General features: G+C 65.2%; 20 protein-coding genes. 8 read left to right on the forward strand and 12 right to left on the reverse strand.

The features are described from left to right. The 8 genes from EOA32_RS15240 to EOA32_RS15275 all read right to left on the reverse strand — a co-directional run. On the reverse strand, window positions 1-395 hold a 395-nt coding region (locus EOA32_RS15240), incomplete at its 3' end, for a biotin/lipoyl-binding protein (RefSeq protein WP_128372188.1). A 3-nt stretch (window positions 396-398) separates the two neighbouring features. Then, window positions 399-2,156 (reverse strand): type I secretion system permease/ATPase, encoded by a 1,758-nt coding sequence (locus EOA32_RS15245; RefSeq protein WP_128372189.1) that lies wholly within the window; start codon window positions 2,154-2,156, stop codon window positions 399-401. Window positions 2,157-2,207: 51 nt separating this feature from the next. Continuing rightward, a complete protein-coding gene (locus EOA32_RS15250; protein ID WP_128372190.1) occupies window positions 2,208-3,719 on the reverse strand; it encodes a family 16 glycosylhydrolase in 1,512 nt (503 codons plus the stop codon). Between the two features lie 356 nt (window positions 3,720-4,075). Beyond that, entirely contained in the window at window positions 4,076-4,867 is a 792-nt protein-coding gene (locus EOA32_RS15255) for a pyrroline-5-carboxylate reductase dimerization domain-containing protein (protein WP_095828684.1), read from the reverse strand. 293 nt (window positions 4,868-5,160) lie between these two features. Then, window positions 5,161-5,865: an SDR family oxidoreductase gene (locus EOA32_RS15260; RefSeq protein WP_095828799.1), complete on the reverse strand. Its 705-nt coding sequence runs from the start codon at window positions 5,863-5,865 to the stop codon at window positions 5,161-5,163. A gap of 121 nt (window positions 5,866-5,986) precedes the next feature. Beyond that, on the reverse strand, window positions 5,987-7,222 hold the full coding sequence (locus tag EOA32_RS15265; protein WP_128372191.1) for a patatin-like phospholipase family protein: 1,236 nt from the start codon (window positions 7,220-7,222) through the stop codon (window positions 5,987-5,989). 169 nt (window positions 7,223-7,391) lie between these two features. After that, a complete protein-coding gene (locus EOA32_RS15270; protein ID WP_066993153.1) occupies window positions 7,392-7,835 on the reverse strand; it encodes an SRPBCC family protein in 444 nt (147 codons plus the stop codon). Window positions 7,836-7,940: 105 nt separating this feature from the next. Beyond that, a complete protein-coding gene (locus EOA32_RS15275) occupies window positions 7,941-8,840 on the reverse strand; it encodes an SMP-30/gluconolactonase/LRE family protein (RefSeq protein WP_128372192.1) in 900 nt (299 codons plus the stop codon). Window positions 8,841-8,945: 105 nt separating this feature from the next. Here EOA32_RS15275 and EOA32_RS15280 point away from each other — a divergent pair, with 105 nt between their 5' ends. The 7 genes from EOA32_RS15280 (at window position 8,946) to EOA32_RS15310 (ending at window position 15,377) form a co-directional block, all read left to right on the forward strand. Then, on the forward strand, window positions 8,946-9,665 hold the full coding sequence (locus EOA32_RS15280; RefSeq protein ID WP_095778886.1) for a FadR/GntR family transcriptional regulator: 720 nt from the start codon (window positions 8,946-8,948) through the stop codon (window positions 9,663-9,665). Then, window positions 9,665-10,867, forward strand: coding sequence for a mandelate racemase/muconate lactonizing enzyme family protein (locus tag EOA32_RS15285; protein ID WP_066993162.1), 1,203 nt, complete (start codon window positions 9,665-9,667; stop codon window positions 10,865-10,867). Before EOA32_RS15280 ends, EOA32_RS15285 begins: the two co-directional genes overlap by 1 nt. A gap of 42 nt (window positions 10,868-10,909) precedes the next feature. Beyond that, window positions 10,910-11,887, forward strand: coding sequence for a sugar ABC transporter substrate-binding protein (locus tag EOA32_RS15290; protein WP_095828680.1), 978 nt, complete (start codon window positions 10,910-10,912; stop codon window positions 11,885-11,887). Between the two features lie 140 nt (window positions 11,888-12,027). After that, entirely contained in the window at window positions 12,028-13,005 is a 978-nt protein-coding gene (locus EOA32_RS15295; RefSeq protein ID WP_066993166.1) for an ABC transporter permease, read from the forward strand. Window positions 13,006-13,008: 3 nt separating this feature from the next. Next, window positions 13,009-13,740: an ATP-binding cassette domain-containing protein gene (locus EOA32_RS15300; RefSeq protein ID WP_128372193.1), complete on the forward strand. Its 732-nt coding sequence runs from the start codon at window positions 13,009-13,011 to the stop codon at window positions 13,738-13,740. A gap of 10 nt (window positions 13,741-13,750) precedes the next feature. Beyond that, window positions 13,751-14,506, forward strand: a complete 756-nt coding sequence (locus EOA32_RS15305) for an SDR family oxidoreductase (protein WP_128372194.1) — start codon at window positions 13,751-13,753, stop codon at window positions 14,504-14,506. Then, window positions 14,493-15,377: an aldose 1-epimerase gene (locus EOA32_RS15310; protein ID WP_245499280.1), complete on the forward strand. Its 885-nt coding sequence runs from the start codon at window positions 14,493-14,495 to the stop codon at window positions 15,375-15,377. The genes EOA32_RS15305 and EOA32_RS15310 overlap by 14 nt, the downstream gene beginning before the upstream one ends. A 235-nt stretch (window positions 15,378-15,612) precedes the next feature. Here EOA32_RS15310 and dinB read toward each other — a convergent pair whose 3' ends face one another. The 3 genes from dinB to EOA32_RS39260 form a co-directional block, all read right to left on the reverse strand. Then, window positions 15,613-16,875, reverse strand: coding sequence for a DNA polymerase IV (dinB, locus tag EOA32_RS15315; RefSeq protein ID WP_128372195.1), 1,263 nt, complete (start codon window positions 16,873-16,875; stop codon window positions 15,613-15,615). 362 nt (window positions 16,876-17,237) lie between these two features. Further along, entirely contained in the window at window positions 17,238-17,618 is a 381-nt protein-coding gene (locus tag EOA32_RS15320; protein ID WP_128372196.1) for a cupin domain-containing protein, read from the reverse strand. A gap of 758 nt (window positions 17,619-18,376) precedes the next feature. Continuing rightward, window positions 18,377-18,661 carry a hypothetical protein gene (locus EOA32_RS39260; protein ID WP_067001023.1) on the reverse strand — a complete coding sequence of 95 codons (285 nt, stop codon included), beginning with the start codon at window positions 18,659-18,661 and terminating at the stop codon, window positions 18,377-18,379. A 483-nt stretch (window positions 18,662-19,144) separates the two neighbouring features. Between EOA32_RS39260 and EOA32_RS15330 the strand changes: the two genes are divergently transcribed. Further along, window positions 19,145-19,381 carry a hypothetical protein gene (locus tag EOA32_RS15330; RefSeq protein ID WP_067001071.1) on the forward strand — a complete coding sequence of 79 codons (237 nt, stop codon included), beginning with the start codon at window positions 19,145-19,147 and terminating at the stop codon, window positions 19,379-19,381. A 24-nt stretch (window positions 19,382-19,405) separates the two neighbouring features. Here the strand turns inward: EOA32_RS15330 and EOA32_RS15335 are convergent. Continuing rightward, window positions 19,406-20,450: pilus assembly protein (locus EOA32_RS15335; protein WP_128372197.1), on the reverse strand; the 1,045-nt coding region annotated here is incomplete at its 5' end.

Genomic DNA, 20,450 nt, shown 5'->3' on the forward strand with positions numbered 1-20,450 from the left:
GCCTCGGTGATCGGCGCGAGCCTGTCCAGCCCGTCGCGCTCGGCCTCCAGCCGCGCCATGCTCGCCTTGAGCGCGATCGACTGCCTGGTCAGACGGTTGAGCTCGGCTTGCGCCGCCGTCCGGTCGAGCAGGATGAGGTCCTGGCCCTGCTGCACCCGGTCGCCCTCGCGGACCAGCAACTGCTGGATGATGCCGCCCTCCGGCTGCTGGATGAGGATGTTGCCGCCCGTCGCCGAGATCGTGCCCTGCGTGATCACCGCGCCGGACAGCGGCGCGCTTACCGCCCAATAGCCGAAGCCGCCCGCGAAGAGCGCGATTGCCGCATACCCTATGAAGGCCACGCGTCGGAAGTCGGTGCGCGGCTGTCCATCCCAGGCAAGGCTCTCGATGGTCATCGTCTAGGATCCGAAGCGGATGCCGTGCGTGCGGATCGTCGGCGCGAATGATCCGGTCACCACCGTGCCCTGCTGGGCGGCCGGGGCGTTGCCGGCGCCTCTATCGACCGTGGACCGCCGCAGCACCTCGGCGCTCGGGCCGAAGGCCTCGATCACACCACCGCGCAGAACCATCACGCGGTCGCAGGCCGTGGCGATGGACGGGCGATGCGTGATCACGAGGATCGTGACGCCGGCCGCCCGCGCGGCGACCAGCACCACTTCGAGCGCCGCCTCGCCGCTGCCGTCGAGATGGGAACTGGGCTCGTCGAGCACGAGAATGCGGGGGTTGCCGTAGAAGGCGCGCGCCAGCCCGATCCGCTGGCGCTCGCCGCCCGAGAGCGTCCTGTCGGAAGGGCCGATCATCGTCTGGTAGCCGTCGCGCTGCGCCAGGATCAACTCATGCGCCTGGGCGCGCCTGGCGGCCTCGACGATCGCGGCGTCCTCGGCCTGCGCGTCGAAGCGGGCGACATTGTCGCCGATCGTGCCGGGAAAGAGCTCCACCTCCTGCGCCAGGTAGCCGATCTGTCTCCCGAGCTGTTTTTCCTCCCAGGTCCTGAGGTCGGCGCCGTCGATCCTCACTGCGCCCCCGGTCGGCTGCGCGGCACCGACAAGCAGCCGCGCCAGCGTCGATTTGCCGGCGCCGCTCGGCCCGACGATCGCCACCGCTTCGCCGGCGCCGATCTGGAAATTCAGCCGCTTGAGGATAGGTTCGGTGCCGGGCTGCGCGTTCGGCGCCATGAAGAAAACGTCCTGCACCGAAATCGCGCCTAACGGATCGGGGAGCGCCAGTTTCCGCTTCCCAGCCGGATGCGCAGCAAGCGCCGTCTCCAGCCGCTTCCAGGCGCGCTTTGCCTCGACGATTTGCCTCCAGGCGCCGATCAGCTGGTCGAGCGGCTGCAGCGCGCGCGACGACACCAGCGAGGAGGCGAAGATCATGCCCGCCGTCATCTGCCCCTCGAGCACCAGCCACGCGCCGGCGCCGAGGATGGCCAGCTGCAGCATCATGCGCAGCGCCCGCGAGGCGCCGCTGAAGATCGCATTGGCGCTCGAGGAACGGTCGTAAAGCGTGAGCGCTGCCCCGACATGCCGCCCCCAGACCCGAGCGGCGTTCTCGACCATGCCCATGGCGCGCAGCGTTTCGGCATTGCGGGCAAAGACCTGTTCCGCATGGCTCGCCAACGCCGAGCGTTCCGCGGACATGGCATCGTTCCGGCCAATGGCGAGCTGGTTCGCGACGACAAGGACGAGCAGAAGCACCGCGCCGGCGACTGTCACCCAGAACAGCACCGGATGGATCAGATAGAGCAAAGCGAGGAAGACGGGCGCAAAGGGCAGGTCGAACAGCACCGCCACGCCGCGCGACCGGACGAAGGCGCAGACCGAGGCGAGATCACGCAGCGGCGACAGGCCGCCGGCATATTGGGGCGCCAGCGACAGGGCGAATGTCCTTGCCCCGAGCTTCCTGTCGACGGCGGCCGCGACGCGCTGCGTGTAGACGGCGCGGATCGCGTCCAGCAGTCCGAGGAAAGCGAGCGCAAGAACCGCAATCGCCGACAGATAGACCAGCGTCTCGACGCTGGAGGAGGGCAGCACGCGGTCATAGACCTGCAGCAAATAAAGCGGGATCACCAGAAGCAGGATGTTGATCAGCAGCGAGAAGATGCCGACATCGGCGATGGCGCGCAGGAACACCGCCCGCAGGCTCGACGGTTCAGTCATATCGGCCGCCGCTAAATCATCCCGGGACATCGAACCGATCGCCTGAAAATCTTAAGCGTGGCCCCCAAACTCGGAACCGTGATGCAGCGTGCTGCTGCCGAAGCTGTGCGTGGCAGTGCTGTGCGTTGCGGTGGTGGTGCTGGTGGTGCTGCTGGTGGCGACCAGGGGGTTAGCCTCCACAGCGTCCAGCGTATAGGCGCGGATGTAGTCGATCTTCATCTCGGCCGGTGTGGCAAGATGATCCGGCGGCGCGCCGGCCTGGCCGCCGATCGCAAGATTGACCAGCATGTACATGGGCTTGTCCATGTCCGAGGGCGTCGCCGCTTCCGCGACCTGCACGCCGTCATAGGTCCAGACAAGCTTGTCCGGCGTCCACAGCAGGCCATAGGTGTGGAAACCGGCAGTATCCATCACATTCACCGTAGACCCGACCATGGTGTGCGTCCCCGTCTCCATCGTATGCGCGGTCATCAGAAGCGAGTTCGGGGTCTGGCCGTATCTTTCGACGACGTCCAGCTCAGGCGGCCACGAGCCGTCTTCCGGCAGCAGCCAGAAGGCCGGCCAGGCGCCGGCGTTTTCCGGCAGGTCGGCGCGCATTTCGAAATAGCCGTATGTCTGCGAGAAGCTGTCATGCGTGGTCAGGATGCCGGACGTGTATTCGTAATTGTTGATCAGCGGTTTGATGTCCGCCGGCGCTTGCGCCGCGGTGATGGTGAGCACGCCGTTGTTCACGCTGAACGGGTGGACCGAGCTCGTCGGCGCGTAATTGGCGTCGATATACCATTGCAGCTCGTTGTTGGTGGCGAGCGTGCTGCCGTTCGGCGCGCCCCACCAGAAGTTGGTATCCCACGTGCCGCCTTGGCTGTTGTGGAGGTTCAGCGCGTTGAAGTCGTCGCTGAAAGACAGCGTCATGTCGGACTTGTCGATCGGCAGCTGGAATTGGCTGGGCTGCAGCTTGTCGATGGTCGTGTCCTTGAACATGAGGACCTCGCCGGATCCGAGGTTCAAGATGACGTTCGGTCCCGCTTGGATCATGTTCGAGTGGATGGCGTCGAAGGAAGTGAACCCATAGCCATCGAGACGGACGCTGTCAGTCGCGGCAAAATTGGCGATCAGGTCGCTTCCGTTGCCTTTCGCGATGATGAAAGTGTCGAAACCGCCGCCACCATCGATCAGCACATCATTGCCCTTCCCGCCGTCCAGCGTCTGGTGGCCGGCCTTGGCGGTGATGATGTTGTCCAGGTCGTTTCCGAAAGCGTAGTTCTTGGCATTGGTGACGATCAGGTTCTCGACATTGTCGGGAAGCGTGTAGCTCATCCATGTGCTGATGGTGTCGATGCCTGCCCCATAGCCCTCGGCCACCTTGTTGCCCGCGGCATAGAGATAATAGATGTCATCGCCGTAGCCGCCGTGCATGGTGACATTGACGCCGGAAGCTCCATAGAAAGTGTCGTTTCCGGAGGTGCCCCACAAGTCCGGTCCGGACCCCGCCGCCGAGTACCAATGGTTGGACGAGCCGCTATAGGGGAGAGGAACGCCTACGGCATTGACGAAGCTGCTCATCGGACAACCCTCCTCGCAATACACGGCTTGCTTGAATCGGCGATGCGAACTCAACCGATCGCTAGCGGGTCAACTTGTAATTCCGGGTATCGTTCCAAGGAATTGTGTAATAGTACAGAGAAAATTTGCCGTTCAGCGATCAATTATTCGCAAGAAAAGAGAGTGAGAACGCCCTAATACAATTTGCACGCGAGGGCTCACTCAGTTTTACACAATATTACTAATTTCTTTTATCAAAAATTAAGCATCGCGGCGCGAGGAGTTCGCGTAGGCGGCACGACTCACCTGAGCGGCGAGGCCCGATCCGGCGGATGCTCGCCTGATGCATTCCGCGCTCAAAGGGCGACGTCGTCGGCTCACGCCTTGCCCATCGCGATCGACTTCAGGAACGCGGCCGCCAGTCCCTTGGCAACGGCCTGGTCGAAGCCCGCTTCGCGCATCGTCTCGATCGCGGCCGCTGTCGTGCCGCGATAGCCGAGAAAGGCCTCGACCGTATCGGCCGGTGAAGCGTCGTTGAGCTCCAGCAGCCGGCCGGTTCCGGTGAGCACGGTATTGACCGCGCGGCGCGCGACCTCCGGCTTGAGGCCGAAGGCCACGGCGTCGCGCATCATCGCCTCGGCGAGCAGGGCAGGGAAGGCGGGGCCAGAGCCCGTCAGCCCGGTGAGATAGTCGATGTCGCGCTCGCTGCCGACCTCGTCCTCAACGCCGCAGGCTCCGAAGATCGCGCGCACGGTCGCGCGGTCAAATTCGGTGGCGTCGCCGCTCGCGATCCACGGCGTGTAGGATTTGCCGACCTCGGCAGCCGCGTTGGGCAGCGTGCGCACCACGCGGCCGGTGCCGTGCTTCTCGCCGATCTCGGCCAATCGGATGCCGGCCATAACCGAAATCACCAGCTTGCCCTTGGCATCCAGCTCGAGCGACGGCCAGTCCTGCGGCCGCACGGAAAGCATGATGACGTCCGAGCGGTCGGCGAGCGCCTGGTTGTCGTCGCTCCAGAAGACGCCTGGAAAGCGATCCGGCTTGGTGCTCCGATAGGAGAGGGTGAGGTTCTCCGCCCGCACCACGCCGGCCGAAAGCGCGGCACCCGCGATCGCGCCGCCCAGCCAGCCGGCGCCGCCGACAATGCCCAGCCTGAGTGAAGCGCTCATGCGTGTCTCCCTTGCAGTCTTAAGGGTGCGGGAGGCGGCGGCCATTGTCCAGCGGTCAGCCGCAGCCGCGTCAGTCCGCTATCGACCGGGCTGGAAAAACCAGCCTGCCGCAAGGCCCGAGCGCCGACAGCGCCATCGCAACGGTCGAGAGGCAACCGGACAGGGCTGCGTTCCCGAGCATGGGCAGGGAGAGCAGTGGATACGAAACCTTTGCGCCGGCTCCCTGCCTGCCATCGGGGGCGTTCGCCGGCCACGCATTGCCGGCGAAACGACCCGCCTGCCGAAAACGAGCCTCAGTACCCCCGCATCAATCCACCATCGACGCGGATGTTCTCGCCGGTGATATAGGCCGCGCCGTCGGAAGCGAGGAAGGAGATCGTTGCCGCCACTTCCTCGGATGTGCCGTAGCGCTTCATCGGCACGCTCTGGCGGCGTTCCTCTACGCCGGGCAGGCTGTCGATCCAGCCCGGCAGCACGTTGTTGATGCGGATGTTATCGGCCGCATAGGTGTCGGCAAAGATCTTGGTGAAGGCGGCGAGCCCGGCGCGCGCCACCGCCGAGGTCGGGAAGGCGACGCTCGGCTCGAACGCCCAGGCGGTCGAGATGTTGATGATGACGCCCGCCTTCTGCTTCTGCATCACCGGCGTCACCAGGCGGGTCGGGCGCACGACGTTAAGGAAATAGGTGTCGATGCCCTTGTGCCAGTCCTCGTCGCTGATCTCGATGATCTGCGCGCGCGGCCCGTGGCCGGCGCTGTTGACCAGCACGTCGATGCGGCCCCAGCGTTCCAGCGCGCCGTCGGTCAGCCGCTTCAGATCCTCGTTCGACTGGTTGGAGCCGGTGACGCCGAAACCGCCGAGTTCGTTGCCCAGCGCCTCGCCCTTACCGGAGGAGGAGAGCACGCCGACCTTGAAGCCGTCGGCGGCCAGCCGCTTCGCCGCCGCCGCGCCGATACCGCTGCCCCCCGCCGTCACCAGAGCTACTTTTTCTCCTGCCATGTCGCTGTCCATCCTTGTTGAAAGCGCCTCTGTTAGCACGCGGCGGTGCAGGGCACGAACCGGTTTGGATTGCGCCACGATGGCGATTGGCGAAAGCGGACGCGGAGTCCGAACGCCATGCTCACACGTTGAAACCGCTCATCAGCGCCTTCGACACCACCGCACAGCGTCCGGGCTTCACGTCGCCCGCCTTCAGCGGCACGCCCTTTCCAGCCGGCACCGCCGGCCGGTACCAGCTCCGCAGCGCCTGGTCGCTGGCGCAATAGCCCCAATTGACGAGATCGATCGTCTCCTCGCTTCCCAGGAAATGCAGCGACGTGCCGATATCGGCAGGCGCGATTGCCGCGCTTTGCACGAAGCTCGGCTCGGCGGCGTCAGGCTTGCTGGCGATCGACCAGTAGACGCCGCGGGTGGCGGCATAGTCGGGCCGGGTCGCGTCATTGCGCAGGCCCTGGTCGTCGGCATCCTTCGCCGCCTGGAAGCGGGCGATGAGGTCGCGCCGCCGGAGCGAGCGCACCTGGTTGTCGGTGGTGTCGAGCACGCGCTTCAACTGCGAGAACCAGTTCCAGTAGCCGGAGCCGGACGCTCGCCAGGGCGCGCCGGCGTCGCTGACCAAAAGCCAGCGGCAGCGCTTCAGCGCCGGCTCGATGCCGTGATTGTCATAGACGCCGCCATCGGTAAGCACGGCGCGGCCGGCCGGGACCGGCGGGCCGACGCTCGCGTCGAGCTTGTCGTTCTCCCATGCGAACTGCGTGAGGTCGAGCCTGAGCGGCGACAGAAACGGCGGGAAGGCGGACGACGCGGCGACCGCGGTCGCGACCGGCAGGTCCGCATGCTTGGCCATGCCGATCCGGTAATCGGCAATGTAGCGGTTGGACATGCGAAACAGCGAGCCGGTGCTGAGATTGCTCGAGCAGAACACGAACCACGGACGCCGGGTCAGGCTCTTCAGCGTCGGCACCTTGCCGTCGAACAGATGGCGCTCGTAGCAGGCGGCGACTTCGCGCGCCGCGCTCGAAAACGGGTTGAACACGCCCTTGAGGATCGACGGCGCGTCAAGGAAGACCTGCGAGAAAGCAAGGATTTTTTCGATGTAAAGCTCGCGGAAATTCGTGGCAACGCCGTTGGCAAAGCTGAGGCGCGGCCAGAGAACCGCAAGCAGCCCCGCGGCAATCGAGCCGCCCGAGACCGAACTGACCATGTCGATTTTCTGAAGCAGGCCGGCCTCGTTCAGCCGGCAGAGCACGCCGGCATGGAACAGCATGGCGCGATAGCCGCCGCCCGACAGGCAAAGGCCGAGCTCGTAATGCTCGACCTTGTCGTCAGCCGGTGATGATCCGGCTGGAATCGTCTCCATCGCGCCCCCCTCTGCCTGTCTGTTCGGCATTCGAGCTCGGCTTTGCTCAATCCAGCCCAGCGCAGCCATTCTGGCAAGCGGGGGAAACGCGTAACGTCGCGGTGTGGAAAGCGGGGCCGCGCGCCGGCCGCTTCGTCGCGGCCGGCCGCATAGACTTCGCGATCGGTCTTTACTGATTGATCTCGGGCTCGACGAGCCTTGCCAAGTTCTTGAGCGACTCCTGCCAGCCGAGATAGCAGGCCTCGGCGGGGATGGCGTCCGGAATGCCGGCCTGGGTGATCTCCATCTCCGTGCCGACCGAGACTTTCTTCAACTTCACCGTCACCTGCATCTCGCCGGGCAGGTTGGGATCGTCGAACTTGTCGGTGTAGCGCACGAGCTCACCCGGAACGAGCTCGACATAGTCGCCGCCGAAGGCATGGCTTTCGCCCGTGGTGAAATTGCGGAACGACATTTTGAAGTTGCCGCCGGCCTTTGCATCCAAGTGATGCACCGTGCAGGTGAAGCCGTTCGGCGGCAGCCATTTCGCCAGCGCGTCCGCCTCGATGAAAGCGCGATAGACTTTTTCAGGTTTGGTGGAAAGCACGCGGTGCAGGCGGACAGTGCTGGGCATATCGTTTCTCCTGTTGATTGCCGATCTATGCTCCTATGACGAACGGTGATTGGCCAGTCCGACATCGATGGTGAAGTTTTTTGATCGCTGCTGCCGATCTCTCGATTATCCAAACCGGTTGCCCGGCGCGCCGCTGACGCCGGGCCTGAGCGCGAACAGGCCGCCTTCGAAGGGGTTGGCGTCGAGATGCTCGGCGCTCATCGTGAAGCGCGCCGAGGTGACGAACAGCGTGTCGAGGCCGGGGCCGCCGAAGGCGCAGCTCGTCGGCCAACTGCAAGGCAATTCGGCGATCCGGTCCAACCTGCCGTCGGGCGCGATGCGGGCGAGGCAGCTTCCGCCAACCACCCGGCAGTTCCAGATATAGCCCTCTGCGTCAAGGCAGGAGCCGTCCGGCAGGCCGCGCTCGAAGCCGGTGAAGAAGGGGAGCGCCCGGCCGAGCCGTCCCGCCTTCTTGTCCCAGTCATAGCTGTAGAGCGCATTCTTCGTCGTGTCGGCGGTGACGAAGCGTCCGTCGGGCAGCCACACCATCGTGTTGGTGATGCCGAACCGGTCTTCGCTGAGCGGCGTCGCTTTGCCGTCCGGGCCGACCCGGTAGAGCCGACCTTCATCGCTGGCGATGCGGACCGGCGCGTCGTCCGGCCCGATGTTGTTGGCCATCGTTCCGATCCAGAACGAACCGTCCGGCGCCACCACGCCCTCGTTGAGCCGCGTTCCGGGCCTGTCGGCCTCGATCGTCGCGAGCGCCCGGAACGGCCCATCGAAGTCCCATAACGCGATCTCCTTGCGCAACCCGACGATCGCGCCGCCGTCGTTGCGCAGGCCGACCGAGGTCACGAGATCGGGCGTCTGCCAGCTTTCATGCGCGCCGCTCAGCGGATCCAGCCGATGGATCCTGCGGCCGATGATGTCGACCCAAACCAGCCTTTCGCGGCGCTCGTCCCACACCAGGCTTTCGCCGACCACGTCGCGCGCATCGAAGATCAGGTCGGCTTGCTTCTCGTGCATGGGGCGCCTCGGGGCAGGGTGTCAGAAAATCAGCTTGACATATATCTTTAAGCCGAACTATGAGCAATTCAACATCAACCTGTCATACAGGTGTTGAGGAAACGCATGCAAGAGCAGACGGACCCACCGGATGAACCGAGTCCTGGCCTGGTCAGCACGGCGATTCAGGCGATAACCCAGCACATCCGCTCGGAAGGCCTGGCACCCGGCGATCCGCTGCCCAGCGAGGCCGCCATGACGCGCCAGCTCAACGTTTCCCGCACGGTCGTGCGCGAGGCCTTCCGCTCGCTGTCGGCGATGCGGCTGATCGACATGAGCGCCGGGCGCCGCGCCACCGTTGCCAAGCTCGACACCGGCGCCATGTCGATGGTGATCGAGCATGGCATCACCACCCAGCAGATCAGCGTGCAGCAGGTCTATGACGTCAGGCGCACCATCGAGATGCGCACCGTGGCGCTGGCCGCGCTGCGCCGCACCAACGCGGAAGCCGCGGCGATCGCCCAGTCGGCCCGGCTGATGCGCGAGAGTTGCAAGAGCCCCGAGACCGTCATGGAGCACGACATCGCCTTCCACGAGGCGATCGCGGCGGCCTCGCACAATCCGGTCTTTTCGCTGATCGTCACCGCCTTCAGCGGCGTGACGCGGCGCACCTGGGTCATCGGCTGGCGAACCCGTTCCTCCGACGAGGACCAGCTCAAGATGATCAAGGGCCATGAGGACATTGCCGACGCCATCCTCAAGGGTGATCCGCGGCTTGCGGCCGAGCATATGGCCGAGCATTTCGACAAGAGCGTCAAGGCGCTCATCGACGCGGGAATAGCCTGATGAAGATCCGCGCCATCGAGACCGTCCGCATCGAGGAACGGCCCAACCTGCTCTGGGTCGAGGTTCATACCGACGAGGGCATCACCGGACTCGGCGAGACGTTTTATCTATCGCGCACCGTCGAGGAATATCTGCACGAATATGTTGCGCCCAGGGTGATCGGCCGCGATCCGCTGGAGATCGATCTCTTGGCCGCCGATCTCGTCGGCTATCTCGGCTTCCGCTCCAGCGGCGCCGAGGTGCGCGGCAACTCCGCCTTCGACATCGCGCTGTGGGACATTTTCGGCAAGGCCACCGGCCAGCCGGTCGCGCAGCTGCTCGGCGGTTTCAGCCGTCGCTCGATCCGCACCTACAACACCTGCGCCGGCACCGAGTACATCAAGGACGCCAAGGGCCAGACGACGGCCAATTACGGCATCGGTGCCGGGCGCGATTACGACGATCTCAACGCCTTCCTCACCCGCGCCGGCGAGCTGGCCGAGGAATTGCTCGCCGACGGCATCACCGCCATGAAGATCTGGCCGTTCGACCACGCGGCGGAGAAGACGCGCGGCAACGACATCTCGGCGGCCGACTTGAAGGCGGCGCTCGAGCCTTTTGAAAAGATTCGCAAAGCCGTCGGCGACAGGATCGACATCATGGTCGAGTTCCATTCGATGTGGCAGCTCTTGCCGGCGATGAGGATCGCCGAGGCGCTCAGGCCCTACGCCACCTATTGGCACGAGGACCCGATCCGCATGGACAGCCTCGGCGATCTGAAGCGTTACGCCGCCGCCAGTCCGGCCCCGATCTCGGCCTCGGAGACGCTGGGCAGCCGCTGGGCTTTCCGCGACCTTCTGGAGACTGGAGCGGCCGGGATCGTCATGCTCGACATCTCCTGGTGCGGCGGCCTGTCGGAGGCGCGCAAGATCGCTTCGATGGCCGAGGCTTGGCGGCTGCCGGTGGCGCCGCACGACTGCACCGGTCCGGTCGTGCTCGCAGCATCCACCCATTTGTCGCTCAACGCGCCCAACGCGCTCGTCCAGGAAAGCGTGCGCGCCTTCTACCGCACCTGGTACCGCGATTTGGTGACGGCGCTGCCCGAGGTGAAGGACGGCATGATTACCGTGCCGCCGGGGCCCGGGCTCGGGCTGGCGCTCAGTCCCGATCTTGGCAAGGCCTACACCGTCCACCGCCGCGTCAGCAACCAGACGGACATTTAGCGCAAGGCGCACATCTGGAAAGATCCATAGGGAGGAACAAACATGAGAAAACTCACAGCAATGCTTCTGCTCGGCGCCGCCCTCATCGGCGGGCAATCGGCCGCCAAAGCCGACGGGCTCAACATCGTCTTCACCCATCATTCGTCGGCCTCGAACACATTCTGGCAGGCGGTAAAGAAAGGTTTCGACGATGGCTGCGCCAAGGTCGAGGCCAACTGCAACATGGTCTTCACCCAGACCGAGGGATCGATCGAGCAGCAGGTCGCGAACATGCGCGCGGCCCTTGCCGCCAAGCCCGACGCGCTGCTCACCTCCATCGTCGACGACCATGCCTTCGACGATGTCATCAAGGAGGCCCGCGACGCCGGCGTGGTGGTGATCGCCGTCAATGTCGACGACACCGAAGGCGCCAAGGGCAATGCGCGCCAGGCCTTCATCGGCCAGGGCTTCAAGCCAGCCGGCTACTCGCTCGCCAAGGCGATTTCCGAGAGCTTCCCGAAGGATGGTCCGATCAAGGTGCTGGTCGGCATCTCGGCGCCGGGCCAGAACTGGTCGGAAACCCGCGGCGCCGGCGTCATGCAGTTCCTCGAGGAATACAAGGCCGCTCATAAGGACCGCGACGTCTCGTGGGAGCGCATCGACAGCGGCACCGACCTCGCCATCACTTCCGACCGCGTCGGCGCCTATCTCAACGCGCATCCCGACACTACGGCCTATTTCGACACCGGCTTCTGGTGCGCCGGCGTGGCGCGCGTGCTGGCCGATCGCGGGGTCGCGCCCGGCAAGGTCCTGCTCGGCGGCTTCGATCTCGTGCCGGAAGTGCTGCAGCAGATGCAGAAGGGCTATGTCCAGGCGCTGGTCGACCAGCAGCCCTACATGCAGGGCTTCATGCCGGTGATGGAAGTCTATCTCAACAAGAAGCTCGGTCTTGCGCCTTCCGACATCGACACGGGGCAGGGCATCGTGCGCCAGAAGGACGCCGATGCGATCATGGCGCTGTCCGCGCAGGGCATGCGCTGAGGTCGCATGCCTTTGAGATTGGCCGAGACGGCGGGACATCACCCCCCTCTGTCCTGCCGGACCGTCCGGCAGGACAGAGGGGGGTGTGAAGGAACGCGGCGCCACAGTACCTTTCACAATCACCGCACCGGAGCCTTTCATTGAAGCGCCTGTTCAAGACCTATCTCGAGAAGCCGGAACTGGCCGGGCTGATCCTCCTGGTGCTGCTCATTGTCCTGTTCCAGGTCCGCTCTCACGGCGTGTTCCTGAACCAGGACAATCTGCGCGGCATTCTCGGCATCCTGCCGGAGGCCGGCCTCGTCGCCATCGGCGTTACCATCCTGATGATCAGCGGCGAGTTCGACCTGTCGGTCGGTTCGGTCTTCGCGCTGATGCCGATGACGATGGCGGTGCTGATGGTGCAGGGCTGGCCGTTCCCGCTGGCGCTGCTCGCCGGGCTGCTCGTCTCGGCGGCCATCGGCTTCATCAACGGTTACGTCACCATCCGCTTCGCCATCCCGAGCTTCATCACCACGCTCGGCATGCTGTTCATGGCGCGCTCGCTTACCGTCGTCGTGTCCGGCGGCTTTCCGCCGCTGCTGCCCGCCGACCTGCCGACTTGGCTGTTCACTTCCTTCGTCGGGCCGGGCAACATGTTCCGCATGTCGTTTCTGTGGTTCGTGGCGGTCGCGGTGCTGACCTCGCTGATGCTGTCGCGCACCAATTTCGGCAACTGGATCAAGGCTACCGGCGGCTTCCTGCCGGCCGCCGCGGCGATGGGCATCCCGACGGCCAGGGTCAAGATCGTCTGCTTCATGCTGTGCTCGGTGCTCTCGGGCTTCGCCGGCATGCTGCAGGTGCTGCGGTTGGGGTCGCCGCTGCCTTCGATCGGCGAGGGCATGGAGCTGCAGGCGGTCGCATCCGCCGTCATCGGCGGCGCCTCGCTCGCCGGCGGCATCGGCACCGTCATGGGCGGCATCATCGGCACGACGCTCATCCGCGTCATCGACAACGGCCTTGTGCTCAGCCATGTCGACGCCAATTGGTTCAAATTCGCCATCGGCTTCCTGACCATCTTCGCCGTCGTCGCCAATGCCTGGATGCGCAAGCGCGCCAAGGCCATCAAGATGGAGGGCTGAGCCGTGAGCGATGCCATCATCTCTGTGCGCGATCTGCACAAGTGGTATTCCGGCGTGCATGCCCTCAAAGGCGTCACGCTCGACTTCAAGCGCGGCGAGGCGCTCGGCCTGGTCGGCGACAACGGCGCCGGCAAGTCGACCTTGATCAACATCCTGTCCGGCGTCCATCGGGCCGACCAGGGCGAGATCAAGGTCGAGGGCAGGGACGTCAGCATCGCGACGCCGCGCGACGCGATGGATCTCGGCATTGAGACCATCTACCAGTACAATTCCATGGTCCCCACCATGTCGATCGCCCGTAACCTGTTCATCGGCCGTGAGCCGACCCGGTTCTCGATCCTCGGCGTCGGCATCCTCGACCAGAAGAAGATGGCCGAGGAAAGCGTGCGCGCCATCGCCAATGTCGACCTGCATCTGCGCTCCCCCGATGCGCTCGTCGGCGAGCTTTCCGGAGGCCAGCGCCAGGGCGTCGCGATCGCGCGCGCCATGCACTTCAAGTCGAAGGTGATGATCCTCGACGAGCCGACCAATCACCTCTCGGTCAAGGAGACCAACAAGGTGATCGGCTTCGTGCGCGGCCTGAAGGAACAGGGAGTGACGGGCGTCTTCATCAGTCACAACATGCACCACGTCTTCGAGTGCTGCGACCGCATCGTCGCGATGGCGCGCGGCGAGATCGTGCTGGACAAGCGCATCGGCGACACCTCGATCGACGAAGTCCATTCTGTCCTGTGAGGGTTAGGCAATGAAGGCGCTCGCTGGTCGTAAAGTGTTGCTGACGGGCGGCCTCGGCTCGCTTGGCCGGGCCCAGGCGGTGACGCTGGCGCGGGCCGGCGCGCGCGTGCTGGTGCTCGACCGCCCCGACATCGGCGATGCCGAGCAGACGGTGGCGGGACTTGCCGGGCAGGCCAGGGGCGATATCGCCTTCGTCGGCTGCGATCTCAACCGGCTGGCCGATGCGGAAGCGGCTGTTGCCGCGCTGGCGGCGAAGGAAGGCGGGATCGATATCCTGATCAACAACGCGGCGCTGATCATCAACCGGCCGTTCGAGCAGTTCTCGCTGGCCGAATATGAGGATCAGATCCGCGTCAATTCCTCGGCCGCCTTTGCGCTGGCGCGGGCCTGCGCGCCGGGCATGAAAGCGCAGGGCTACGGCAAGATCGTCAACTTCTGCTCGATCACGCTCAACGGCCGCTGGGACGGCTACGTGCCCTATGTCGCCTCGAAGGGCGCCATGCTCGGGCTCACCAAGTCGCTGGCGCGTGAGCTCGGGCCGCATGGCATCCGCGTCAACGCCGTGTCGCCGGGCGCGGTGGTCTCGGAGGCGGAGGCGCGCGTCTTCGGCGACCGGTTGAAGCAGTACAATGACTGGGTCCTCGAGAACCAAAGCCTCAAGACGCGCATCGAGCCTGAGAACGTCGCCGAGCTCGTGCTGTTCCTCGTCTCACCCGCCTCCGACATGATCAGCGGCCAGAACATCGCCATCGATGGCGGCTGGTGAGGATATGGCCGGCGCGGTCGAGCTGAACGACGGGCAGGCGAGGCTGGTCCTGGCGCCGAAGAAGGGCGCGGCGATCGCGCGCTATGACGCGCTGGTGATCGGCAGCGCGCCGGTTCCGCTGCTGAAGCCCGGCGATGGCACCGGCACGTCCGGCTGCCAGCTCCTGGTGCCGTGGTCGAACCGCATCTCCGGCGGCGGCTTCACTTTCGACGGCCGCTTCCACGCCGTCGCGCCGAACGTTCCGGGCGAAGCCTTTCCGATCCACGGCGACGGTTTCCAGAAACCGTGGCGGCTTGCCCGCCGCACGGACACCGAGGCGGATCTGGTGCTCGACGATGGCGCGATCGGTCCTTACCGCTATGCGGCCTCCGTGACCTATGCGCTGCAGGACGGCGCGTTGGAGGCGCAGCTGACGGTGGAAAACCGCGCCGGCATGCGCCTGCCTTACGGCCTCGGTTTCCATCCCTGGTTCCCGCGCGGCGACACAACCCTGCTCGGGGCCAAGGCCGGGCGCGTCTGGCTGGAGGACGAGCGCCATTTGCCAGTCGGCGTGGTGCCCGTGAGCGAGCGCCCGGCCTGGGATTTCTCGCGCTCCATCCCGCTGCCGTGGGACTGGGTCAACAACGCCTTCGACGGCTGGAATCGTCGCGCCTCGATCACGCAGCTCGAGGATGGGATCAGGATCACGCTCACCGCCTCGCCGGAGCTTGGCGTCTATATCCTCTATTCGCCGTCATCCGAGGCCGGGTTCTTCTGCTTCGAGCCGGTCTCGCACCCGGTCGATGCGCATCACGGCGAAGGGCTGACGGTGCTTGAAGATGGGGACTCGATGAGCGCGACGATGCGGCTGGACTGGGCTGTGGCGGGTTGAGGGCAGCCGACCGGGCGCGTGATCTCCCCCCTTGAGGGGGAGATGGCCGGCAGGCCAGAGAGGGGCGTCTCACATAGATCGCCAGCATTGTCTTCGTCGCCGAAGACGCCGGCGCTTCACGCGCGGCGACGCCCTCTGTCGCCTTCGGCGACATCTCCCCACAAGGGGGAGATCGGACGGCGCGTCGGCTTTCGCCAATCTCCAGCGCCGCAGAGCAGATGCCGAAGCACCTCCCTCACAGCTCCTTCTCCGCCAGCTCCCTGAATTCATCCGGCACCGAGCGCGCTGCTTGCAGCGCGACGGTGCCGTAGCCGACGGCCTGCTTGCCGAAGCGCTGGCGGATCTTGTCTATGGCGCGGTCGGCGCCGAAGCGGGCGAGGCCTTTGCGGCTGCCGGGCTTCAGCTTCTCGTCCGCCAGGCCGAGCGGCAGTTCGAGCTGCAGCTTGGCATGCTCTTCCAGATGCGAGACCGAGATCGCCAGCAGCGAGATTTCCCGTTCGCCAGGGTGAGCGGCGAGCACGCCTCTGACCAGCTCTTCCGCGACGTCAGCGAGCATGGTCGTCGCCTGGATCGGTTGCTCCAGCGTCACCGAGCGGGTGACCGCGCGCATGTCGGCAAAGCGCACGCGCACCGTCACCGTGCGGCCGGGCCGGTCCTTGGCGCGCAGGCGGCTGGCGACGCGATCGGCGAGCTGCAGGAGCGTCGGCACGAAGACGCGCGGCAGCGCCGGTTTGCGCCCCAGCGCCGACTGCGCGCCGGCGGAATGGGCGCGGCGATGCGTCTCCAGCCGGCGCGGGTCGCGGTTCCAGGCAAGGGCCGCGAGCTTCTGGCCGGCGGCATGGCCGATCAGCCGCTCCAGCGCGCCGCTATGCGTGCGCGCCAATTGCCCGATGGTCTCGACTCCGATCTCGGCGAGCCGCGCTTTGGTTGCCGGACCGACGCCCCACATCAGCGACACCGGCAAATCGTGCAGGAAGGAAAGCTCGGTGCCGGGCTCGACCACCACCAGGCCGTCGGGCTTGGCCACCTGCGAGGCGATCTTGGCGAGATGCTTCGTCCGGGCCACGCCGATCGAGATCGGCAGGCCGAGCTCGCTCTTCACGCGGCGGCGGATGGTTCGCGCAATTTCGTCCGGCGGTCCGAACAGATGCGTGCAGCCGGCGACATCGGCGAAAGCCTCGTCGATCGAGATGCGCTCGACCAGCGGCGTGAAATCGTCGAGCACCTTGATCGCGGCGTCGCCGAGACGCTGGTATTCGCCGAAGCGGCCGCCGACGAAGATGAGCTGCGGACAGAGCTCCCGCGCCCTGCGGCCGGGCATGCCGCCGCGCACGCCAAAAATCTTCGCCTCATAAGAAGCGGCAAGCACTACGCCGCCGCCGACTGCGATCGGCTTGCCGCGCAGCGACGGGTCGAGCAGTTGCTCGACCGAGGCGTAGAAGGCGTCGAGATCAGCATGCAGGATGGTAGCGGCCGAAGCGGCGTTCGTGGCGGCCATCGCGCTCCCGGCTCCATCCATCCGCTTTTCGGCAACGCAGCATTAGCAGCAACTGTTGTAAGCGGTAATGCGTGTGAACATAAAGAGAACAAAAGGAGTTTCCTGTCAAGCCGGCCAGCTGGGGATGAGAACATCTGCAACCCGTCACAACCAAGGGCTTTGACCGGTTGCGCCGGTGTGCTCCCCTTTGACGGGTTGACCGCGAGACCAGAGAGGGGCGCGAAGGATCGCGGCCCAAAACTGCGTCATGCTAGGACGAAGTCAGGAGCCGAGCGACGCGCGAAGACCAGGATGACGAAGTGCGGCCGAGCCGGAGCACCGCCCCTCCGATCTTCTGGCCGTCCCTTCGCCGACAGCCGCCGCTAGGCCGGCTTGGCGTATTGCTCGGCGCTCAGCACCTCGATGCATTGGAACGGCTCATTGCCTTCCACCCAGGCGTCATGCCCGGGCGGGATGGTATAGGACGTGCCGGCCTCGAAGGTCTTCTGCGTCCCGTCGTCCATGAGTATGGTAATTGTTCCGGACACGACATAGCCGACATGCGAGACTTGGCAGCTGTCGGTCTTGACCACCGGCTTCACGCATTCGGACCATTTCCAGCCCGGCTCCATGTTGAGCCGCCCGAGCGTATAGCCCGGCAGCCGCACCACTTCGACGCGGGTCTTGGCGGGCGAGCGAACCTCGTCGGGATTGTTATGCGACTTGGATTCGAGCCTGGTGACCTTCATTGCAGCTTCGGCCATGGCATCCTCCCATTTCCAAGGATTGCAAGCGGGGCCTGACGCGCGATCGTCGGCGACCGCCGCTGGATTGATACGCCTTTCAATGAATGATTGCTAATGTAATTGCCGGGCGCGGCGCGAAATCGATTTTGCCGCGCAGGCCCTATTGCAAGCACGCTCTGCCGGTGTTTTGCTGTTCCTTGCGCCTGGCACGACGGTGGTTGAGGGGCCACCCCGTTTCTCGCCCCTTGGGGAGAATCCTGTGAACCCTCGGCAAGTGAATTTCGCCAATAGTGCCGCGGCAAAGCCAGGCTCCGTCCACGAAAGTCCATCTTTATTTCCGCTTGCGGGCGCGCGCTCACCGCGCCCATCGAAACCGCCATAGGCGAGGCCAAGCCGGGTGGAAGGCGATACTCGAAAAATCAGAAAAACTGGGAGGAATCGATGCTTCATCAGGTAGGAAAAACGGAAACCCGTCCGCCGGTCGGGGCAGTGCGCCGCACTCCGCCGGCGCTTCGCCAGTGCTGCGACAACTATATCTGTCCGACCTGCGACCAAGTCGTCGAACTGACGGACTTCCGCCAGGTCGTCTGGCATCAAAGGCCGGGCCATCGGCCGATGGAATTGGATGACTGAGCGGACCTGCCGGAGACAAAAAGGGCCCGAGAAAAGAGGGCCCGAGAGAAAAAGGGCCCGCGCCTTCCAGAGGAATGCGCGGGCCGAAGCTGGAGTAGCCATTCGATAAACGCGCAACCGGCCTACCGGTTGCGCCAGGCGGATCAACCGCCGTTGGCCGGAGCCGGGGCCGGAGCCGGAGCGGCAGGCGCGGGTGCCGGCGTCGTCGACGGAGCCGCAGGCGTCTCCACCTTGGGCGCCTCGACCTTCGGCGCATCGAGCTTCACATTGACATCCGTCGATCCGCCACCGCCGGTGCGGCCACCGACATTGATGATGCCGGTAAAGAACAGCAGGGCCACGATCGCGATGATGGCAAGAACGATCGCCACTGCTGTGCCGGCGCCGCCCCCGCCACTGGTGTTTACAACTGTAGGTCTGTCGGCCATGGTTTCCTCTCCTCTGCCGATTGGGATGTCGTGGCAACGGCGCCAAAGCTGGAATGTTCCTGCTTTCGGGCCACGGTCCCTTGTCAGGCGGGACCTGAGGCCGCACCTTTGAGCGCAGAGGTCCGAATGGGCGATTTCTGGAAACAAGTAGGCCCACAACTCATTGTGGCACAACCGTCGAGTAACGTCCCTTCATCGGCGGTTTGAAAGTGGAGTTGCCCGCCATTTCCTGCGATGTGGCGGGCAACTCCCACAATCCCGCAGTCTGCCGAGATTCGCGAACCTGTTCGCCGCGCTTTTGCCGGTCGATCCAAACGACCACAGGCGTGCGCGACGTACTTTTATGCTCTGCCTGCCGCTTCGCTCGATCTCAGCGCGGGCCGCCCAGGCTGTCGCCAAATCATGATGCACCACTCCGAGCGGAACCCGGCCGCCCGTCACGCCGTTGACTTCCGCGAAGGGATCCTGTGGGCGGAGGCCGCCATGGACAGCTTCGAACTGATCGATCTTCTCTGCGTCGTCGACGCCTGCGCCAGCGATGGCGCGGCTGGGCGCCTTGTTTCGATGTCGAGAGCCGTCGAGGAACTGCGCGTCTTGACCGGTGACTTCGTCTCATCCGACGAAGCGGCGGCGAACGCGTTGAGCCAGGTGGCGCTGCAGCGCGGCTGCGCGGTGTTGTTCGACGAACAGCCCGGCGCCGATATCGTCGGCGAGTACTGATTTCCCCTCGACGGAAGAGCGGCGCTATTTCGCCAGGGTGATCATCCTGCCGGCATACATCTCGCGATTGCCGAGCTCGGCCGCGCAGTCCGATTTCACCGCCGAGTTTCCGGTCATGCCTACGGTATTGCCGACCAGCCGCAGGCAATTGCCCTGCGCGTTCATGTCCGAATTCCCGGCATAGGAGATCGCCGCGTCGGGGGCATAGATGAAACCGCTGACCACCGAGCCGGATCCGCCGTTGATCGTCAGCGCCGCGGTGTTGCCCTTGGCCTGGAAGATTGTGATGCCTGCATAGGGGCCGCTGGTCGGCGGCGAGAGGTTCACCTGCTCATTGGCATTGATGTAGAGCTGCGAGCCTTCCATCAGGAAGATCGTCACGCCCTGGCCGGTGAGGCTGCCGTTGCCGCCGGGCTTTATGGTGACATTGCGCAGGATGTAGACGCCCGGATTAAGCGTGATCTTTCCTGACCAGGTCTTGTCGCAATAGGTGCCGGGCGAAAGCGTGACCGTCTTGCCGTTCGGCATCGATTGGCACATGCCGTAAGCGGGCGGGGTGACATTGGCCAACGGGTCGAACGATGCGTACTGGTTTTCGAGCGGTGCGTCACACGAGAGTGTTGCGTTGGGCGGCATTATCCCCGAGGTCGAGCCGACCGTCGAGACGCATGCGGCGCTAAGCAGGGCCGAGCCGCCGCGGTCGATGGCGTCGGCCGCGTCCGAGTTTGCGGCGATCACGCAGCCGTTCATCGCCACATTGGTCGAGCCCTGCAGGTTAACGGCGGAGCCGACATGCGGATCGAGCGCCAGAACGCACGCTTGCGCCCCCGGTTTGACCTCGACGGAGGCGGAGCGGGTCGCCTGCCAGGCCGGCGCGCCGCTGATGAAAGCCGCTCGGCTGATGCTCGACGACAGCGAGATGGTGTAGCCGCTCGGATCGCCGCTGGCCGCTGCCTGGAACGCCCCGACGCTGCCCGAATATTCGCCGGCGTCGGCGACGCTCAGATTTGCTGAGAAGAAAGTCAGGCCGAGCTGGCGCACATCGCCGGCCGACATGGTCGGTTGGTAT

This window comes from Mesorhizobium sp. M1A.F.Ca.ET.072.01.1.1 (assembly GCF_004023325.1).
In the GTDB taxonomy this organism is placed as follows: Bacteria; Pseudomonadota; Alphaproteobacteria; order Rhizobiales; family Rhizobiaceae; genus Mesorhizobium.

What these genes read in the sequence shown, in the direction of transcription:
- EOA32_RS15245 (WP_128372189.1), bottom strand. Translation starts at nt 2,156, where the DNA reads ATGACTGAACCGTCGAGCCTGCGGGCGGTGTTCCTGCGCGCCATCGCC.
- EOA32_RS15250 (WP_128372190.1), bottom strand. Translation starts at nt 3,719, where the DNA reads ATGAGCAGCTTCGTCAATGCCGTAGGCGTTCCTCTCCCCTATAGCGGC.
- EOA32_RS15255 (WP_095828684.1), bottom strand. Translation starts at nt 4,867, where the DNA reads ATGAGCGCTTCACTCAGGCTGGGCATTGTCGGCGGCGCCGGCTGGCTG.
- EOA32_RS15260 (WP_095828799.1), bottom strand. Translation starts at nt 5,865, where the DNA reads ATGGCAGGAGAAAAAGTAGCTCTGGTGACGGCGGGGGGCAGCGGTATC.
- EOA32_RS15265 (WP_128372191.1), bottom strand. Translation starts at nt 7,222, where the DNA reads ATGGAGACGATTCCAGCCGGATCATCACCGGCTGACGACAAGGTCGAG.
- EOA32_RS15270 (WP_066993153.1), bottom strand. Translation starts at nt 7,835, where the DNA reads ATGCCCAGCACTGTCCGCCTGCACCGCGTGCTTTCCACCAAACCTGAA.
- EOA32_RS15275 (WP_128372192.1), bottom strand. Translation starts at nt 8,840, where the DNA reads ATGCACGAGAAGCAAGCCGACCTGATCTTCGATGCGCGCGACGTGGTC.
- EOA32_RS15280 (WP_095778886.1), top strand. Translation starts at nt 8,946, where the DNA reads ATGCAAGAGCAGACGGACCCACCGGATGAACCGAGTCCTGGCCTGGTC.
- EOA32_RS15285 (WP_066993162.1), top strand. Translation starts at nt 9,665, where the DNA reads ATGAAGATCCGCGCCATCGAGACCGTCCGCATCGAGGAACGGCCCAAC.
- EOA32_RS15290 (WP_095828680.1), top strand. Translation starts at nt 10,910, where the DNA reads ATGAGAAAACTCACAGCAATGCTTCTGCTCGGCGCCGCCCTCATCGGC.
- EOA32_RS15305 (WP_128372194.1), top strand. Translation starts at nt 13,751, where the DNA reads ATGAAGGCGCTCGCTGGTCGTAAAGTGTTGCTGACGGGCGGCCTCGGC.
- EOA32_RS15310 (WP_245499280.1), top strand. Translation starts at nt 14,493, where the DNA reads ATGGCGGCTGGTGAGGATATGGCCGGCGCGGTCGAGCTGAACGACGGG.
- dinB (WP_128372195.1), bottom strand. Translation starts at nt 16,875, where the DNA reads ATGGCCGCCACGAACGCCGCTTCGGCCGCTACCATCCTGCATGCTGAT.
- EOA32_RS15320 (WP_128372196.1), bottom strand. Translation starts at nt 17,618, where the DNA reads ATGGCCGAAGCTGCAATGAAGGTCACCAGGCTCGAATCCAAGTCGCAT.
- EOA32_RS39260 (WP_067001023.1), bottom strand. Translation starts at nt 18,661, where the DNA reads ATGGCCGACAGACCTACAGTTGTAAACACCAGTGGCGGGGGCGGCGCC.
- EOA32_RS15330 (WP_067001071.1), top strand. Translation starts at nt 19,145, where the DNA reads ATGGACAGCTTCGAACTGATCGATCTTCTCTGCGTCGTCGACGCCTGC.